Below are 17580 nucleotides of genomic sequence, written 5' to 3' on the forward strand. Positions count from 1 at the left end.
TAACCTTGCACTTAAATGTATTATTTAATTCTAAAATTTAATTGTGATTTTTTGTTCATCTATTAAGGCGATTTCATCACAGTTATCACCTTTACCACCACGATCTACTACCAAGAAATCACTTTGTTCATTAAGGGCTAAACAGAAGTGATGCCAAGTCCCTTTATGGTAATTAACGCCTTGATCTGCTGTGGCTAAAAATACGCGTATTTTAGTTAAGTCTAGGTCACCCTGAGGTGCGACAACCACTAAATACGGATTATTTCCCATAGGTATAAATGCTTGGCTACCTTTAGGATGACGCTCCATCATGCCAATCTGAATTGGCAATGCTAAAGGCGTAGAACGGAAAATATTTATAATGGTTTTACCATCGTTGTCAGTGACATCTACATCAGCTAAATTATGAAAACGTGTTGTGAAACCTTGATTTATTTCAAAGTTTTCAACTGAATCAGCACACTCAATCACATCACCAAATTGGGCAAATTCATCAGCTGTTAAAGGCATGGCTTCAATAAATTTTTTTCCGTTTTCATCTTCACTGATATAACACTGCGTCATACTTAGCTGCCTCTGTAAGTTGAGTAACCATAGGCGGTTAATAACAATGGAATATGATAATGCGTACCACTGCCATCTATGCTAAATACGATATCAACATATGGATAAAAGCCTTGCTCTTTGTTCATATCAAAATAAGACTTAGTATCAAAGTGCATGCGGTAATTACCGGCGTCTAAAACAAGATCATCATCTAATAAACCTGCAATACGACCATCATCGTTAGTGATTCCTTGTGAAATCACTTGCCAATCGCCTGCAACTTCTTTAAATAATTTAATTGGCACTGAGCGCGCTGGTAGCCCTTTTGTTGTATCTAATATGTGAGTTGTGATCTGGCTCATCTGATATCCTAAGAAAATTTATTTAATCTAATATGAAAAATTTTACGCTGCTCTTCTGCTGCATTTTTCAATTCAGTATCGCGGTCATTAACTATACGTGCTTCTAGTAACGCCAACATTTGCGCGGCACTTTTACCGGTTGCACATACAATGAAAATAAAACCAAACTTGGCATAATAATCATCATTACCTTTGGCCAATGCTTTAATTGTAGCTTCATCAGCGGCATTCATACCTGATTGCTCACCGGCAGCAAGCTCTTTAGTATTTGCGTACTTTTTCATTAAGCTGCTAACGTCACCTATTTTTGGATGACCATCAAAAGCCTCTAAATAATCGCCTTCTGATAAGCCAATCCAATTAGCGTTTGCGGCTTCAAATAAGGCATCTAAATCTGCATGAGGACGAGACTCCACCATTTTTGATACCCAAGCGCTTGATGTACAACATTGCATAAATGCATGTTTTGCTTGGGCTAAGTCCATTGCGTTAATGTCTTGAAAATTCATAATGCACCTTTAAACAATAAAAATGCTTTTCATCCCTGAAAAGCCAATGATAACTGTGTTAGTTAAGCTCTTTAGGCAAGCCAAATAAACGTAAACGAGAAATACCGCCATCAGGGAATATGTTAAGGCGAATATGACTAAATGAATTTTTACCGCTGTTTATTTCACTTATAAATAAATGCTCACGGTCTGCAAAAAGTTTGGTTTTACATACCACTTCTTGCCATTCAACATTGCCATCTAATACATCTTCGTCAGTGCCATTTGTTGCTTCTAACGAGAAAGTATCTGGGAAATTACCTTTAAAATGAGCGGTATCTACAATTAATTTTTGCAAGTCACCAGGGACGGCTAATTTAACAATTGACCAATCAGGACCCGGATCACGACGACGTTTAGTCTCCCAGCCATCACCCATATTGACACCACGGCCAGGCATAATTAAGTTGTTTTTATCGCTAAAAAACATGTCTGAACATAACAAGGCACGAGCACCATTTTTAATAGACGCTAAATCAATGAGTTCACCTTCAACAAAGTTTTTAGGATCTAATTTAGGATCGCCATACACGCGAAAACGTGCCACTCCGCCATCAGGAAACATATTCAACCTCACGTGAGTCCAAACTTGTTCTTTATTTTCTAAATCATCATTTACTGGGAAAAGGTTTTGGCTATGTGCATCTGTTGGGCTTTGATCTAAAATTGTCGTCCAAACAGCATCATTAATATCGCCATCACAATGACACGCTTCAACAGAAACTGATTGTGGTGCATTGCCTCTAAAGTGATTTGTATCTATATCAAACCCACGGATCACGCCAGGAACACCAAGACGAATTGTACACCAGTCAAATTCTCGACCATTATCACGACCATAACTACGGCGTGACTCCCAACCATCCATCCATTTACCACGGTCGGTAAATTTTTCTTCAATGAAAATACCGCGACCTGGTTTGATCAGGTTTTCCATTTCAGCAAAAAAATCATCGCTACAAGCTAATGTTTCTCCGCCTAAACGGGCTTGTGCCATATCAATAAAATGTTGGGTGTAATAAGTGTTCAATTCCTCTTGATTCATTTGTTTCTCTCTGTTGTTTTAGCGCGATTTAAGTCGTGCTTTTTATGATTAAACAAACGCGACTAAAGTCCCGTCTACCATTTTTCATTATTCATTTTTGGACGTTGCGCTAAAACCCCGCGTATCATCTTAAAATGCTTTTTGAAAATACAGGACGCAAGTCCCGTCTATCTGAAAAACATGCGCGGCCAAAACCCTTCTACGTTTTAAATTACGCGGCTGAAGCCCCGTCTACGGCCAATCAAAATTTATCCAATATCACACTCTGCCTTTAAGAAGGGGCTGGCCTACTGGTGAATTCATAAATTCATCATTGTCATATACTGTTTGACCACGTAAATAAGTACGCTCTACACGCCCTTTTACTGTACGGCCTTCATAAGGTGTGATTTTGTGTCTATGTTTGATCATTTCATTGGTAATTTCGTATTTTGACTCATCATCAAAGACTACAAAATCTGCGTGGTAACCTACTTTTATATGACCTTTAACATGGTTCATACCAATAAATTTAGCCGTTTGTGCACTCATCCAATGGGCGATATCAGTTAAATCAAAACCACGTTCTTCAGCTTGTGTCCAAATTAACGGTAAGCCAAATTGCAGTGCTGAAATACCACCCCAAGCTTTTTCTATGTCCCCTGTATCAATATGTTTAAGTTGCGGAGTACATGGCGAGTGATCTGATACTATAAAATCAATTACCCCCTCTTTAAGGCCTTCCCAAAGTTGATGACGATTATCATTTTCACGAATTGGCGGACAACATTTAAATAATGTTTTGCCATCAGGAATTTCTTCAGAAAATAAAGTTAAATAATGTGGGCAAGTTTCAATTGTTAAACTCTGGCCTTCTTCACGCGCTGCTTTGATACTGCTGATCGCTTCAGCACTTGATAGATGCACAATATGAACATGACAATCTTGACCATTGGCTTTCACTTCACGATTAAGATCTATCATCATATCTATGGCATCGTTTTCCCACGACTTAGGGCGAGAATCTAAAAATGTTTGATAGCTGTCACTAATTTCTGCAGGTTCACTGTTACCACAATCAAGCTCTGCATGAATTAAATAAGGTGAGTTATGTTTTGCTAAAATAGGCATGGCTTTGCGTAAATCATCGGCTTCCATATTTGGAAATTCTTCAATGCCCGAATCAATTAAAAATGATTTAACACCTAATACACCCGCATCTAATAATTCATCTAAATCATTAACGCTATCAGGGATAACACCGCCCCAAAAACCACAATCAACCCAAAGTTTATCAACTACAGCATCAAGCTTTTCATCAAATGCCTGCTTGTTAATAGTGACTGGAATACAGTTTAAAGGCATATCTACTAAAGTTGTTATACCACCAGCAGCTGCCGCTTGAGTTGCTGTATTAAAGCCTTCCCATTCTGTACGACCAGGTTCGTTAATATGAACATGACTATCAACTAAACCTGGCATTAATACTTTATTACCTAAATCTTCAACAGCACAATTAGGCTGATAATCATGCTCTCTAACAGCATCAATTAAACCATTTTTAATAATAACAGTGGCTGCATGAACGCCTTTTTCTGTCACAACACGTTGGCTGCGAATGGCAAAATGATTTGTCGGATTTTGATTTTTAATGTTACTGCTAGACATTTTTTTCACTCTTAGTTAATTGTGTTATGCGACATTTTGATTGTTATTAGCATCGCTAGTTTTTTGCGTTTTCAAAGCAAACCATCGGCTTACTAATTTATGTTGTTTACGTTTTTTATTACGAAAGTTCCGCGTTATCTTTTTGCTCTTGGCTTTGAACTGTCTTTTTAGCATTGTGTTCTTGCTCATCAATCATTGATTTTAGTTCAGTCCAATCAACACCTTGCTTATTTGGTGTTGGCTCCAGATCTGCTTGATATAAACCTATAATTTCACCAACGATTGATACTGCAACTTCCATCGGTAACTTACCTGGCACATTGCTTAACCCCACAGGGCATGCAATTTTGTTTACTAATTCTTTTTTAATGCCACGATGCTCAAATCTTTGTTGGAATCTTTTCCATTTGGTATCAGAGCCAATTAAACCTAAATACTTAAAGTCTTCACGTTTTAAAATGGCACTGCAAATATCAAAATCTCTTTGGTGGTTATGAGTTAAAACAACGTAATAACTATTAGCTGGCATACTGGCAATTTCATCAACCGGATTATCTGTGATCACATGATTAGTATTATTCGCTGCTACTTCAGGGAATAATTCTTCACGTTCATCTACCCAATGTAATTTAACTGGTAAACCTGCAAGCATAGGTGCTATTGCATGACCTACATGACCGGCACCAAATAACATAATATTGATATGTGAACTGGCAAAGCTTTCAAACAGAATACTTGTTGTACCGCCACAGCACTGGCCCAATTTAGGGCCTAACGGAAAATGCTCTAAATGCTGTGTTTGTTCACCTTTAGCTAATATATCTAAAGCAATTTTTGTTGCTTTATGCTCTAAATGACCGCCACCTATGGTATCGAATGATGCGTTAGCACATACCACCATTTTGGTACCACTATCTCTCGGCGCAGAACCACGAACACCCAGAATAGTCACTAAGACATATGCTTCGCCTTTAGCTGTTAATTCTTTTACGGCATCTACCCAAGAGGTATTTGGAGTCATCATAGACTAATCTCCTACTTTGCTTTCATTTGTTGAACAGCCATCAATACACGCTCTGGTGTTGCTGGTGTATGTAACACTGGACTCAACTTATAATCGCTAACACTTGATACGGCATCTCTTAATGCTGACCAAACTGAAATTGCCAACATAAACGGTGGTTCACCTACCGCTTTAGAGTTGTAAATTGTGGCTTCACGATTTGGCTCATTTTGTAGTAGTTCTACATTGAATTTTTCTGGCATATCAGCGATTGCAGGAATTTTATAAGTTGCAGGGCCATTGGTCATAAGGCGACCCTTTTCATTCCACACTAGCTCTTCAGTGGTTAACCAACCCATACCTTGAACAAATGCACCTTCTATTTGACCTAAATCGATTGCAGGATTTAATGAATCACCTACATCATGCAATATGTCTACACGTTCAACTTTGTATTCACCAGTTAAGGTATCGATTAATACTTCTGAGCATGACACGCCATTGGCGTAATAAAAGAATGGACGGCCATTGGCTTTATCACGGTTGTAATGAATTTTTGGTGTTTTATAAAAACCAGTAGAAGATAAAGAAACACGATTCATATAAGCCAATTGAATTAGCTCAGCAAATGCCATCACTTTTTCTTCGCCAATATGTACCTGATTATCTAAGAAAATCACTTCCTCTTGTTTTACTGAGAAATGCTCGCTTGCAAATTCAACTAATCTTGATCGAATCGTTTTTGCGGCATTTTGTGCTGCTTTACCATTTAAATCTGTACCTGATGATGCTGCAGTAGGTGAAGTATTTGGCACTTTATCAGTACGCGTTGCAGTGCATATAATATTGTCGATATCAACTTGGAATTCTTGTGCTACTACTTGTGCAACCTTAGTATTTAGACCTTGTCCCATTTCAGTGCCGCCATGGTTTAGCTGAATTGAACCGTCGGTATAAAGATGAATCAGGGCACCAGCTTGGTTTAAATGTTGCACTGTGAATGAAATGCCAAATTTAACCGGGGTGAGAGAGATGCCCTTCTTCAAGAACGGGTTTTCTTTATTAAACTTCGTGATGTCTAAACGGCGTTTTTGATACTCACAATCAGCTTCAAGCTTTTCAATCATCATAGGTAAAATATTGTGTTCTACCGTTTGACCATAATGAGTAACATTTCTGTCTGTTTGACCATATAGGTTTAATTTACGAACTTCTAACGGGTCTTTACCGACCTTACGTGCAATATCATCCATTACACCTTCAATAGAGATCATGCCTTGCGGGCCACCAAAGCCACGATAAGCAGTATGTGAAACCGTATTTGTTTTACAACGATTACCTACAACATGAGCATGCTCTAAAAAGTATGCGTTATCGCTATGAAACATAGCACGATCTACAATCGCATCTGATAAATCAGGTGAATAACCACAGTTACCATTAATATTAAATTCAATGCCTTTGATTAAACCTTCACTATCAAAGCCTGTACGATAATCATTTTCAAATGGATGACGCTTACCTGTTAAAGTCATATCATCAACACGGCTTAAACGTAATTTAACGCATCGACCTGTTTTATTAGCTAGCAATGCTGCAATACATGCCCAAGGTGCGGCTTGTGTTTCTTTACCACCAAAACCACCGCCCATACGGCGCATATCAACAACCACTTTATTAAATGGAATATCTAATACTTCTGCGACTAAAATTTGTACTTCTGAAGGATGTTGGCTAGAGGTATAAATGATCATTCCGCCATCTTCTGTCGGCTCTGCGCTTGAGATTTGACCTTCTAAATAAAAGTGTTCTTGACCACCAATTTTTAGCTCGCCTTCTAATACATGATCACTACTATCAATTGCAGTTGGCGCATCGCCACAGCTTTGTATATGTGTTGGGCGAACAAAGTTCTTTTTAGCGAGTGCATCTTTTACTGATAAAACAGGTTCTAACTCGTCATATTCTACAACTGCGAGTTTTGCTGCTTTTACAGCGGCTTCATGGCTTGTTGCTGCGACTGCAAATAAGGCTTGGCCCATAAACTCTACTTTATCTAAAACAAGTACCGGATCACCTTTAAATACTGGGCCTATATCTAAATGCCCAGGTACATCGCCAGCCACTAAAACATCTACAACACCTGGTGCAGCTTTAACTTTACTCAAATCGATTGATTTAACGATTCCGTGTGCAATTGTTGTTTGACCAATAGCAGCATATAAATGATTAGCCATTACTGGGCGGTCATCTATATATAAAGCTTTACCGCTAACATGTTTTTCAGCGCTTTCATGTTTCCTAGAAACACCTACTTTACCTGCAACTTTACTAGATTCTTTACTTGGTAAATCGATTAACTTACGCATGATAAAAAACTCCAGTATTAGTGTTAGGTTGTGTCATTTCGATAAAGGCTTTTTGTAATAGGTTTTGTGCTACTTGCATTCGATATTGCGCTGATGCGCGTACATCATTCATAGGTGTGAAATCAGTAGCTAAAGCAGCCATTGCAGTTTCAATTGTGCTTTGTGTCCAAGGTTGACCATTAAGCGCTTTTTCACAGTTAGTAGCGCGTTTAGGAATACCCGCCATACCACCAAATGCGATACGTGGGCTTTTGATCACATCACCCTCTATCTCTAGGTTAAATGCAGCTAATACTGCTGAAATATCATCATCAAATCGTTTTGAGATTTTATAAACTTTAAGGTGTGAGTTTTCTTTGGCTTTAGGAATAATAATGCTTTGAATAAATTCGCTTTTTTGCTGTGATGTTACTTTGTAATCAACAAAATAATCTTCAATAGGGATAATACGATTATCATTACCTTTACGTAAATTAATTTGTGCATTTAATGCAATTAAAACTGGCGGTGTATCTCCGATTGGCGAAGCGTTGCCAACGTTACCACCTAATGTACCTTGGTTTCGTATTTGCAATGAACCTATACGTTCAATCATTTCACCAAACTCATGATATTCAATGGCAAGGCTAGGTGTAAATTCTGTATAAGATAAAGCAGCACCAATAACAAACTCTGAATCGTTTTGCTCAAATTCCTGTAACTCAGGTACATTACCAACATAAATGATAGTACCTAAGCTCTTCATCATTTGTGTAATTTCAAGAACGATATCTGTGCCACCGGCAACAATGCGTGCATCTGGATGCGCTAGCATTAACTCGCTTAATTCTTTTAATGAAGTTGGACTAAAAGCAATCTGATCACCTTGTGCTAGTTGTTGCATTGTATCTTTTTGGATCATGGCTAAGGTTTCAATTGTTCGACCTTTATTGCGATCAAACTGATCAGGTCCATGATTATTGGCCGCTTTTGCTGCATCAATAATTGCGCGATAGCCTGTACAGCGACATAAGTTACCTGCAAGTGCTTCTAATGTTTGTTCTTTTTCTGGCTCTGGAAAGTTTTTATGTAAGGCAAATAAAGACATAATAAAACCTGGTGTACAAAATCCACATTGTGAACCATGGAAATCAACCATAGCTTTTTGTACTGGGTGCAAGGTATCGCCATCTTGTAAATCCTCAGCTGTGATCAACTGCTTACCATGCAGGCTAGGTAATAAGCTAATGCATGCATTTAAACTTTTATAACGTAAGTTTCCACCAGCATATTCGGCAACAACAACAGTACATGCACCACAGTCACCTGAGGCACAGCCTTCTTTTGTTCCATTTTTACCAGCATTGTTTCTTAGATACTGAAGAATGCTGGTATTTGGATTTACATCACTTAAGGTCGTTAAACGATCGTTAAGTAAAAATTGAATTTGATTATCTGCCATAAAATATTGCCTACCCTGCTAGCTTTTTATTTCTTTGTTATTTCCAGCAACAAAAATTAAAACGTTTGTTACGATAAACCTGACACAAATGTCAACTTCTGTAAAATATAAGTTAATGCACGACACGAGTCAAGCGTGAATTTTAAGAAACAATTAAATACTCTTTAATAATAGGCGTTAAAAGTTAATAAAATATTAATGAGAAAAAGGGTTTTGAAAGTTAAATATGCGGTAATTAAACAGACTAAATAATCGAATAAATGAGCGTTAAAAGTGTATTAATGGTAAAACATGATGGTCTTGTAATATGATTTAATACCAACTCTATTAAGTTAGTGAACTAATATAAATAAGGATAAATTTTCAAGAACACAGGTTTTTTGTTCCAAACTAAACCTAAGTACCAGCACCCTTACAGGCAGCGTAGCTATTGTATATTTAGACCATTTAGATTGATCACATATTTATTAGGATTGGTATATGCACCACAAAAGATATTATGGTGCTTAATTTAGAAAAGTTATTTTGCAGTAATGCGTTTAATGTCGACTTGAGGAGATTCATAACCTGTAAATAACAACCAGTTGTCTTCTGGCACATAGGTCATGCCTCGTGTGCGGCTAAAACTGCGCTCAGGTACTCTAATAATGTCTTTATGCTCTTGCGTCTCAAAGTTATAAAAGCTCAAGCGATAATCGTTGCCTTTCACATTAAAGTAATAAATACCTTTATCTGTATATTGCCAACCTGTGCTACTTGGTAACTTAATATTAGCGAGTAACTTTCGCTCTTGTGTTGGTGCTATTAATGGCAGTCGCCATAATCCTTTACCACCACCTTTACTATAAATAAGCTCACCAGCAGAGGTTTCAACCGCATAATTACCACCATTTTGTGTTAACTGCTTAACTTGCTCACCATTCACAGAGACTTGATGTAAATTCGTATTATTGGATACATAAATTGTTTGATTGTCGCCAGACCAACTAGGTTTATTATGAAAAGCTAACCCTGTATCTAAACGCTTTAAGTTTTGTGTTTGCACATTAATGACGTAAAGCTCATTACTATCAACCGTATTCACTATAAAGGCAATATGTTTACCATCATGAGACCAAACAGGATTTTTAATGGTTTGCTTTAACTGCGTAATTTTCTGTTTTTTAATGCCATCAAGACCACTTATCCAAAGTTCATCAAATCCCGACTCATTTGAGACCATAGCTAATTGTTTTGATGCGATTGAATAATTAGGATATCTAAAATTAAATTCCGACTGTAATAATGGGAATGGAGACGAGGCAACTTGTGCATCTAACTCAACATGCATAATAGAAGTATCTATTTGCCAGTTATGATAATAAATTGTATTTTCATCAGAGTAATATGGAAAGCTCACGCCAGAAACTGGCAGCTTAACAAACTCAGCACTTTCTACATCAATTTCAAAACCATATCGTTTACCGTGCTCTATGGCTGCAAAGATCAGTTTATTTTCTGAGGGGTGCCAATCTAAGCCTCTAATATCTAAATAACCAGAAGTTAGGCGTCTTTCTATACCTGAGCTTATTTCATGAATAAAAATATCTTCATGACCTGACTCTGTATTTCTTGAAATTGCTAAGTACTTTTGATCTGGGCTGAACGCAATTGATTCATCACTATAATCACAATTTTGTAAACAAGTTAATCGCTTAGCAGATAAATCGGAGTTAAGTTCTTTTAGATATATGGCTTTTTTAGCATTTTTATCACTAATACCCGCATACGCTAATAATAAACCATCATTTGAAATCGCTACCGAGCTACTTCGACTTGAATCACACTTCCCTAAAAGTTCAACCATAGAGGTTTGCAGATCTTTTTTAACAATTTGACAGCCTTCTTGACTGCTTCTGCGATAATAATAAAGCGCACTACCATCAGGCGCCCAAACCGTTCGTCCTTCTCTGAATTTGGAATGTGTTAAGTTTCTTGCAGCTAAATCAGGTTGAGATAAGTCCTTTAAATATAAATCAATATTACGATTCATTTGACGCCAAGAAAAAGCTAAATAACGCCCATCAGGGGATACTGACGGGTATAATTCGCGGCCTGGATATTGCGTAACTAAGGCTGGTTTTGAAAATTGTGTTTTTTGAGTTTGATCTGGCCAAGATATAAAACCAATAAATATTAAAGCAAATAAAGCTAAAGCATATAAAGACCAAGTATGTGACCAAGTAATATTAAATGACTTATTTAGTTCTTGATTTGATTTTATATACTCAGGTTCAATTAATAATTTGTAACCCGTTTTACGAATTGTTTCGATAAACTCAATATCAGGATTGAAGCTTTTTAAGCTTTTTCTTAAATGCCAAATTGCATTTGTTAGCGCTTTTTCACCCACATAAAAATTTCCATCCCAAATCTCTTCAATGATCTGTTCACGTGTGACTAAGTTGGGATACTGCTGTGCTAAAAAAGCTAATACTTCAATAAACTTGGGTTGCAATGTCAGCTTAGTTTCACCCATAGAAATAATATTCTCTGGTGGCTGCACTTCACATTGATTAAGTTTAAAGGTCGTATTTAGGTTCATTAAGCATCGATAATTTTTGTAAACATTAGGTTTCATAGCATACCTAAAACCCTATTAAAAAGGCAAAGGATTTACGATAAATAACAATAATATTGAAAAATGCAACAACACCCACGGAATTTGTAACTTATTGTTTTAATTTGTAAAGTCTTGAATAGATATTAAATAGATGTATAAAAGGTTAATAATAGAGAGCCTTAACATTGAGCTAATGTAAAAACTACTTTAAAAAACAAATAAGCCAATAGGCTTAGCTTCATAAATAACTTTTTCACTGATTGAAGCAGGAGTTCAAATAAGAGCGCGCTTTTATTTTAACTACCACAAATAAAATAATAAGTAGCATATTAGCAATATAGTTCAGGGGAACTCATATGAAAAAATCATTTAATCGCGGTGCCATAGCAACAGCTATTGCCTTTGCAATTTCAGGTCAAGCTTTCGCAGCTGACGCTGACAATATTGAAAGAAAACAAGCACAGTCTTCAGTTAGCAATAAAAAAGCAGAAGAAAATAAAGTTGAAAAAATCGTTGTAACTGGTTCACGTTTACGCCGTGATAGTTTTAGTGTTGCGACACCACTAGTTACTATGGATTTGGATCAAATCCAAGATACAGGTTTAGGTTCTCTTTCTGAAATTTTAGTTGATGGTATGCCTGCAATTAGTGAAGGCAGCAGTAACTCAAACTCACAATCAAGTGTACAAAACACGGGTTTATCAACTATTGATTTACGTAACTTAGGAACAAACAGAACACTGACTTTAGTTGATGGTCGTCGTGTTGTTTCTAACAGCTATAGTGGTAACTATGTAAGCTTAAGTACGATTCCAAGTGGTATGGTACAACGCGTTGAAATTATTAGTGGTGGTGCATCTGCTACTTATGGTTCCGATGCTGTTGCTGGTGTAGTTAATATCATTACACAAACTGATAAAGAAGGTTTTGGTTTTAAAGCCCGTTCAGGTGAATCGACTGAAGGCGGAGCAAAAGAATTTACATTAGATTTAAACTACGGTACTTCATTTGATAATGACCGTGGTTACATGTATTTCAGTACAAACTGGGATCGTCAGTTTGGTTTAACTTTTGACGATAGAAAGCAAGCTCAAATTGAAGATTCATACCGATATAGTGAGTCTGACGGTTGTAACCAAATGCTAACTGAAAACGGCTACCAATGTATGCGTGATATTTCACAAGCTGATTGGCGTAGTCGTAGTGATGGTACTTTAGGTGGCGTATTTGGTGAAAGTAGCCGAAATGATACACAATTTTGGTACGACGAAAGCGGTTTACGTAGTGACTGGAAAGATAACGAAGAAAAGTATGGTATCAACTCTCAACAATATGTAGCATTAAAGGTACCTGATGATGCATTTTCTACTGCACTTAAAGTAAATTATGATTTAACAGATGATACATCTGGTTACTTCCAAGTACAGTTAAGCCAGAATCACTCAGTTAATAATAAATCTCCAGAAGATGAGTACGAAAGTGCTTATGCTTTAACTTTAGATCCCCAAACAGGTGAACCAGGTCGCGTAAGACCAGGTTATATCTCTATGGATAATCCATACGTACCTCAAGAAATTAAAGATGCTGATTTATATAAAGACCGTATCTATTGGGATCGTCGTTTTGCTGAAGTTGGTAATATCGTAACTGATAACGAGCGTACAACGATGCGTTCATGGGCAGGTCTACAAGGTGTCGTATTTGATGGCGAGTGGGACTGGGATTTATCAGTTGGTTACGGTAAATTCAAACAAGAACAAACGCGTTATAACGAATTAAATACTTTCAGAGTTGCAAACGCACTAGACGCTGAATACGCTGATGATGGTAGTATTCAATGCGCTGATGCTGATGCACGCGCTGAAGGTTGTGCACCTCTAAATATATTTGGTATAGGTTCAATCTCTACAGAAGCAGCTGACTACATTCGCTCAAACCCAACTATTACAACTGACATTGAGCAAATCAACATGCTTGGTTACGTAGCGGGTGATTTATTTGAAATGCCAGCAGGCACTGTTTCTGCTGTATTTGGTGCAGAATATCGTAGAGATTCACAAAAAGTAAAAACAAGTGATGAGCAACAATACGGTGGTATCACTTTTAACGTAGTACCTTCATTTGAAGGTGAAGTTGAAGTATATGAAGCTTTTGCTGAAGCTGCTTTTCCACTATTAAAAGATGCACCGCTTGCTAAAAACTTAACAGCAGAATTATCTTTACGTGTAGCTGACTACAGCATGGAAAATGTAGATATGGTATCGAGCTACAAAATGGGCTTGATTTGGGAACCTATCGAAGGCTATATGGTTCGTGGTAACTACTCTCGCGCACAACGTGCCCCAACTATCACTGAGCTAATGTCTCCACCACGTGGCGATTATGATAGTTTTGATGATATCTGTGACGGTTTAACTGCAACATCTACTGATGCTGGCCATGAAAAATGTCGTTTAGAACCAACTCTTGCAGCTGTTATTGCTGCTGAAGGTGAATTTGAAGATGGTAACAATGCTTACTCTCCAAATACTGGTAACTCAGAACTAAAAGAAGAAACTGCTGATACATATACTTTTGGTATCACTATGGCACCTTCACAAATTGAAGGTTTACGTATCGCCATCGATTACTACGATATTGAAGTAACTGATGCTATTTCTCAAATTGGTAACCAAGATATTATCAGTGAATGTTACGATTCATCAGCTGCATGGGGTGACACGAATAGCTTCTGTAACGATATCACACGTGATGAAGAAGGTAATATCATTGAGATTTTACAACGTTCATTTAACTTAGATAGCTTAACAAGTCGTGGTTATGATGTAGCGGTTGAATACCGCTTTAATTTAGATGACTTAGGTAGCTTAAAGCTTAAAGGTGATTTAACACACGTTATCGAAAACTCTCAAACGTATGAAGGTAATGATGGCTTTGAAACAGTTCATTATGCAGGCCAGTTAAATACTGACGTATTTACTGATAAAGCGTCAGTCTCATTAACATGGTACAAAGATGACTTACGTGTACGTTGGAGCACTAAATATAAAAGTGACGTAATCTCTAGCCAAAGCCGCCAAGAAGATTACGATGATTACATTGCAGAAAACACAGAAGCTTGTGCAGCAGCTGATGAATCTTGTGTTGAAAACCCAGAAGCGCTTGCTTACCACAACATCCCATCTTATATAAAGCATAGCCTATCAGTGTCTTATAATATGGATATCAGTACTGAAACTGAAATGCGCCTATTTGGTGGTGTTAATAATATCTTTGATAATAAAGGTCCTTTCGTATTAAGCGGTAAAGGTAATTTCGATAGTAACTATGGCGGTGGTGTTGGTCGTTTTGCTTACCTAGGTGCTGAAGTTAAGTTTTAATATTTTATAAATATGACATAACTCCCAGGTTCGTTCATTACCCTTCAAAGCCAGCTTAATCGCTGGCTTTTTTTATCTCTAACTCTTGCTCTTATTTATCTATCTCTCCCTATCCGTTATAATCTCGCCATTGAATTCTCCTTTGTGAACACCTTTAATGAAATTTCCTTGTCGTTTAGATAAATTTATTAGCCACTTGGCTGAAACTCCTAGAACAAAAGCCAAAGCAGCGATCAAGAGGAAATTTGTTACCGTTAATGATGAAGTGATCCGCAGCTTTGATTATCAAGTTAAACCTGAAGATGTTGTTATGTTTAAAGGAGAACAACTTGTAGATTTAGGCAAACGCTATTACATGTTAAATAAGCCTGAAGATTATGTATGTGCCAATAGCGATGAAATGCATGCAACTGTGTTTGAGCTATTAAATGAACCTAAGCTGAGTGAGTTGCACATAGCTGGCAGATTAGATATTGATACAACTGGTTTAGTGCTAATCACCAATGATGGCGACTGGTCACATCGTGCAACGTCACCTAGGCATCAAAAATTCAAAACTTACTTAGTTGAAACAGAAACCGAAATTACCGACCAAGAAATCGCACAACTAGAAGAAGGTGTGATGTTACACGGTGAAAAAGCCCCTACTCTGCCTGCTAAGGTTGAGAAAATAGCTGGTTTTAGCTTAAAGCTGTCAATTCAAGAAGGTAAATACCATCAGGTAAAAAGAATGTTGGCTGCTGTTGGTAACAGTGTTGCTGCACTACATAGGGAACAAGTCTCTGATATCAGCCTTGGTGAGGATTTAGCACCAGGCGAATATCGCACATTAACTGAAGATGAAATAAACTGTATTTAGCTCCCTGTATAGCCCCCTCCAAATAAACATTAATAAAAATCATGACTTTCATGATTTTTATTAATCAAACCCTCTAGCACTTAATTTTAAAAACGCTATTATCATAAAGGAATAATAATAAACCAGAGGTAGTAGTTATATGAGTTTACGTTCAAAAATCATTGCTTTTGTAGGGCTGTTATTTATTGCCCTAATTAGTGTTGCAGTATTAGGATTACAAGCATTACGTAACGCAAGTGAAAGCGACAACATCGCCCGTATAAATCAGTTAATGAAAAGCACAACCAATATAGTGCAACAGTTTGAACAACTCCAATCCTCAGGAAAGCTCACAGAGCAACAAGCAAAACAATACGCCAGTCAACTTTTAAGAGAAAATAAATATCATGATTCAGAATATGTATATGTGGTTGATGATGCTTTAAACTTTGTTGCAACCCCTCATGATCCTCAATTGCATGGTACAAGCTTTAATGATTTTAAAGATGCAAAAGGCGCAAGTATAGGTCAACTTGTTGAGCGTTTAGTAGGTAATAAAGTTAATCAAATTATTACTTATCATTGGGACTCTGAACGCGATGGTGAAATAGTAGATTTAACTTCTGTTGTGCAAAAAACAGCTGATTGGGGCTGGTATATTGGTACAGGCATTAGCTATAAAGAAGTTGATGATAGATATTGGTCAAATGCAAAGTGGCTGTTAAGTTTATCAATATTAATTGCCACAGCACTCGCATTTGCTTTAGGGCATTTTGGCTTAAAATTAAATAGCGCGTTAGGAGCTGAAATTAATCAAGTATTAAGAATAGTACGCCAAGTTTCAAAAGGTAACTTACAGAAAAACCGTACATTCGAAAATGCAAAAAATGACAGCGTTGTCGGTGCTATGACGTACATGCAAACGGGCCTGCAAGGTGTTGTTCAAGGTATCAAAAATGTGTCTGATACTTTAAAAGAGCAAACATTAGATTCTGAAAAACGCTCTGTTGAGCTTGATCATTTAACTGAAAACCTCAGTAATGAAACACAAATGGTGGCATCAGCCATTACCGAATTAACAGCTTCTGCAGAGGCTGTATCGAGCCATGCAGAGCAAACAGCAGCATCTGTCAAAGCAGCTGAAATACAAGGGCAAAATGCGCATGTACTAACTGAAGAAGCGTCTAAAACCATAAACCTGTTGGAAACTCAAATTGAAAGTGCAGGCTCTAACATTCAAATTTTAGATGATGAGGTTAATAATATTGCAAACGTATTAACCGTAATTCAGGGCATTGCAGAACAAACAAATTTATTGGCACTTAACGCCGCAATTGAAGCTGCAAGGGCTGGAGATCAAGGTCGAGGTTTTGCTGTTGTTGCAGATGAAGTAAGGCAGTTAGCACAAAGAACGCAAAGCAGTACCGAAGAAATTCATACTATGATTTCACGCTTACAAGGTGCAACTAAAGATGCTAAATCATCAGTTACACAAAGTATTTCAACCAGTGAAGACACTGTAGAAAAATCTCAAAAGGTATCACAAGAACTGCAAAAAATCGCAAACTCTTTATCTGAGATCTCTCAAATGAGCCATCAAATATCTATTGCAGCAAAAGAGCAATTAGAAGCCGGTGAAGATACAGCTAAACGCATTGTAAATATATCAGATACGGCAAACAATACCTCTGAAGTGTCAAATCAAGCACATACGTCAACCGATGAAATAAAAATACTTACCACAAGCTTAGAAAAAGAAGTTGCGAAGTTCGAGCTTTAAGAAGCCCATCAGAGCTAAA

The 17580-nt window shown here is 37.2% G+C and carries 12 protein-coding genes; 3 read left to right on the top strand and 9 right to left on the bottom strand.

Annotation, left to right across the window (positions count from 1 at the left end; genetic code table 11):
- Window positions 1-30: 30 nt before the first annotated feature.
- From KO527_RS11040 to KO527_RS11080, 9 genes are all read right to left on the bottom strand, one after another.
- Window positions 31-564 (bottom strand): ureidoglycolate lyase, encoded by a 534-nt coding sequence (locus tag KO527_RS11040; RefSeq protein WP_252733639.1) that lies wholly within the window; start codon window positions 562-564, stop codon window positions 31-33.
- 2 nt (window positions 565-566) lie between these two features.
- Window positions 567-908 carry a hydroxyisourate hydrolase gene (gene uraH, locus KO527_RS11045; protein WP_042150600.1) on the bottom strand — a complete coding sequence of 114 codons (342 nt, stop codon included), beginning with the start codon at window positions 906-908 and terminating at the stop codon, window positions 567-569.
- 8 nt (window positions 909-916) lie between these two features.
- A complete protein-coding gene (uraD, locus tag KO527_RS11050; RefSeq protein WP_216040360.1) occupies window positions 917-1417 on the bottom strand; it encodes a 2-oxo-4-hydroxy-4-carboxy-5-ureidoimidazoline decarboxylase in 501 nt (166 codons plus the stop codon).
- 58 nt (window positions 1418-1475) lie between these two features.
- On the bottom strand, window positions 1476-2501 hold the full coding sequence (alc, locus tag KO527_RS11055) for an allantoicase (protein ID WP_216040361.1): 1026 nt from the start codon (window positions 2499-2501) through the stop codon (window positions 1476-1478).
- Window positions 2502-2759: 258 nt separating this feature from the next.
- Window positions 2760-4148, bottom strand: coding sequence for an allantoinase AllB (gene allB / locus KO527_RS11060; RefSeq protein ID WP_216040362.1), 1389 nt, complete (start codon window positions 4146-4148; stop codon window positions 2760-2762).
- Between the two features lie 118 nt (window positions 4149-4266).
- Window positions 4267-5172, bottom strand: a complete 906-nt coding sequence (gene xdhC, locus KO527_RS11065; RefSeq protein WP_252733641.1) for a xanthine dehydrogenase accessory protein XdhC — start codon at window positions 5170-5172, stop codon at window positions 4267-4269.
- An 11-nt stretch (window positions 5173-5183) separates the two neighbouring features.
- Window positions 5184-7520, bottom strand: coding sequence for a xanthine dehydrogenase molybdopterin binding subunit (gene xdhB / locus KO527_RS11070; RefSeq protein WP_216040363.1), 2337 nt, complete (start codon window positions 7518-7520; stop codon window positions 5184-5186).
- Entirely contained in the window at window positions 7513-8961 is a 1449-nt protein-coding gene (gene xdhA / locus KO527_RS11075; protein WP_216040364.1) for a xanthine dehydrogenase small subunit, read from the bottom strand. Before xdhA ends, xdhB begins: the two co-directional genes overlap by 8 nt.
- A gap of 520 nt (window positions 8962-9481) precedes the next feature.
- Window positions 9482-11581, bottom strand: coding sequence for a winged helix-turn-helix domain-containing protein (locus KO527_RS11080; protein ID WP_216040365.1), 2100 nt, complete (start codon window positions 11579-11581; stop codon window positions 9482-9484).
- 338 nt (window positions 11582-11919) lie between these two features.
- Between KO527_RS11080 and KO527_RS11085 the strand changes: the two genes are divergently transcribed.
- The 3 genes from KO527_RS11085 (at window position 11920) to KO527_RS11095 (ending at window position 17561) form a co-directional block, all read left to right on the top strand.
- On the top strand, window positions 11920-14943 hold the full coding sequence (locus KO527_RS11085) for a TonB-dependent receptor (protein WP_216040366.1): 3024 nt from the start codon (window positions 11920-11922) through the stop codon (window positions 14941-14943).
- Window positions 14944-15100: 157 nt separating this feature from the next.
- Window positions 15101-15802 (top strand): 16S rRNA pseudouridine(516) synthase RsuA, encoded by a 702-nt coding sequence (rsuA, locus tag KO527_RS11090; RefSeq protein WP_216040367.1) that lies wholly within the window; start codon window positions 15101-15103, stop codon window positions 15800-15802.
- A 139-nt stretch (window positions 15803-15941) separates the two neighbouring features.
- Entirely contained in the window at window positions 15942-17561 is a 1620-nt protein-coding gene (locus tag KO527_RS11095) for a methyl-accepting chemotaxis protein (protein WP_216040368.1), read from the top strand.
- The last annotated feature ends 19 nt before the right edge of the window (window positions 17562-17580 follow it).

The organism is Pseudoalteromonas sp. C2R02 (assembly GCF_018860845.1).
In the GTDB taxonomy this organism is placed as follows: Bacteria; Pseudomonadota; Gammaproteobacteria; order Enterobacterales; family Alteromonadaceae; genus Pseudoalteromonas.

Bases quoted from the DNA above. Each gene is read 5' to 3' on its own strand.
- KO527_RS11040 (WP_252733639.1), bottom strand. From the start codon at position 564: ATGACGCAGTGTTATATCAGTGAAGATGAAAACGGAAAAAAATTTATT.
- uraH (WP_042150600.1), bottom strand. From the start codon at position 908: ATGAGCCAGATCACAACTCACATATTAGATACAACAAAAGGGCTACCA.
- uraD (WP_216040360.1), bottom strand. From the start codon at position 1,417: ATGAATTTTCAAGACATTAACGCAATGGACTTAGCCCAAGCAAAACAT.
- alc (WP_216040361.1), bottom strand. From the start codon at position 2,501: ATGAATCAAGAGGAATTGAACACTTATTACACCCAACATTTTATTGAT.
- allB (WP_216040362.1), bottom strand. From the start codon at position 4,148: ATGTCTAGCAGTAACATTAAAAATCAAAATCCGACAAATCATTTTGCC.
- xdhC (WP_252733641.1), bottom strand. From the start codon at position 5,172: ATGATGACTCCAAATACCTCTTGGGTAGATGCCGTAAAAGAATTAACA.
- xdhB (WP_216040363.1), bottom strand. From the start codon at position 7,520: ATGCGTAAGTTAATCGATTTACCAAGTAAAGAATCTAGTAAAGTTGCA.
- xdhA (WP_216040364.1), bottom strand. From the start codon at position 8,961: ATGGCAGATAATCAAATTCAATTTTTACTTAACGATCGTTTAACGACC.
- KO527_RS11080 (WP_216040365.1), bottom strand. From the start codon at position 11,581: ATGAAACCTAATGTTTACAAAAATTATCGATGCTTAATGAACCTAAAT.
- KO527_RS11085 (WP_216040366.1), top strand. From the start codon at position 11,920: ATGAAAAAATCATTTAATCGCGGTGCCATAGCAACAGCTATTGCCTTT.
- rsuA (WP_216040367.1), top strand. From the start codon at position 15,101: ATGAAATTTCCTTGTCGTTTAGATAAATTTATTAGCCACTTGGCTGAA.
- KO527_RS11095 (WP_216040368.1), top strand. From the start codon at position 15,942: ATGAGTTTACGTTCAAAAATCATTGCTTTTGTAGGGCTGTTATTTATT.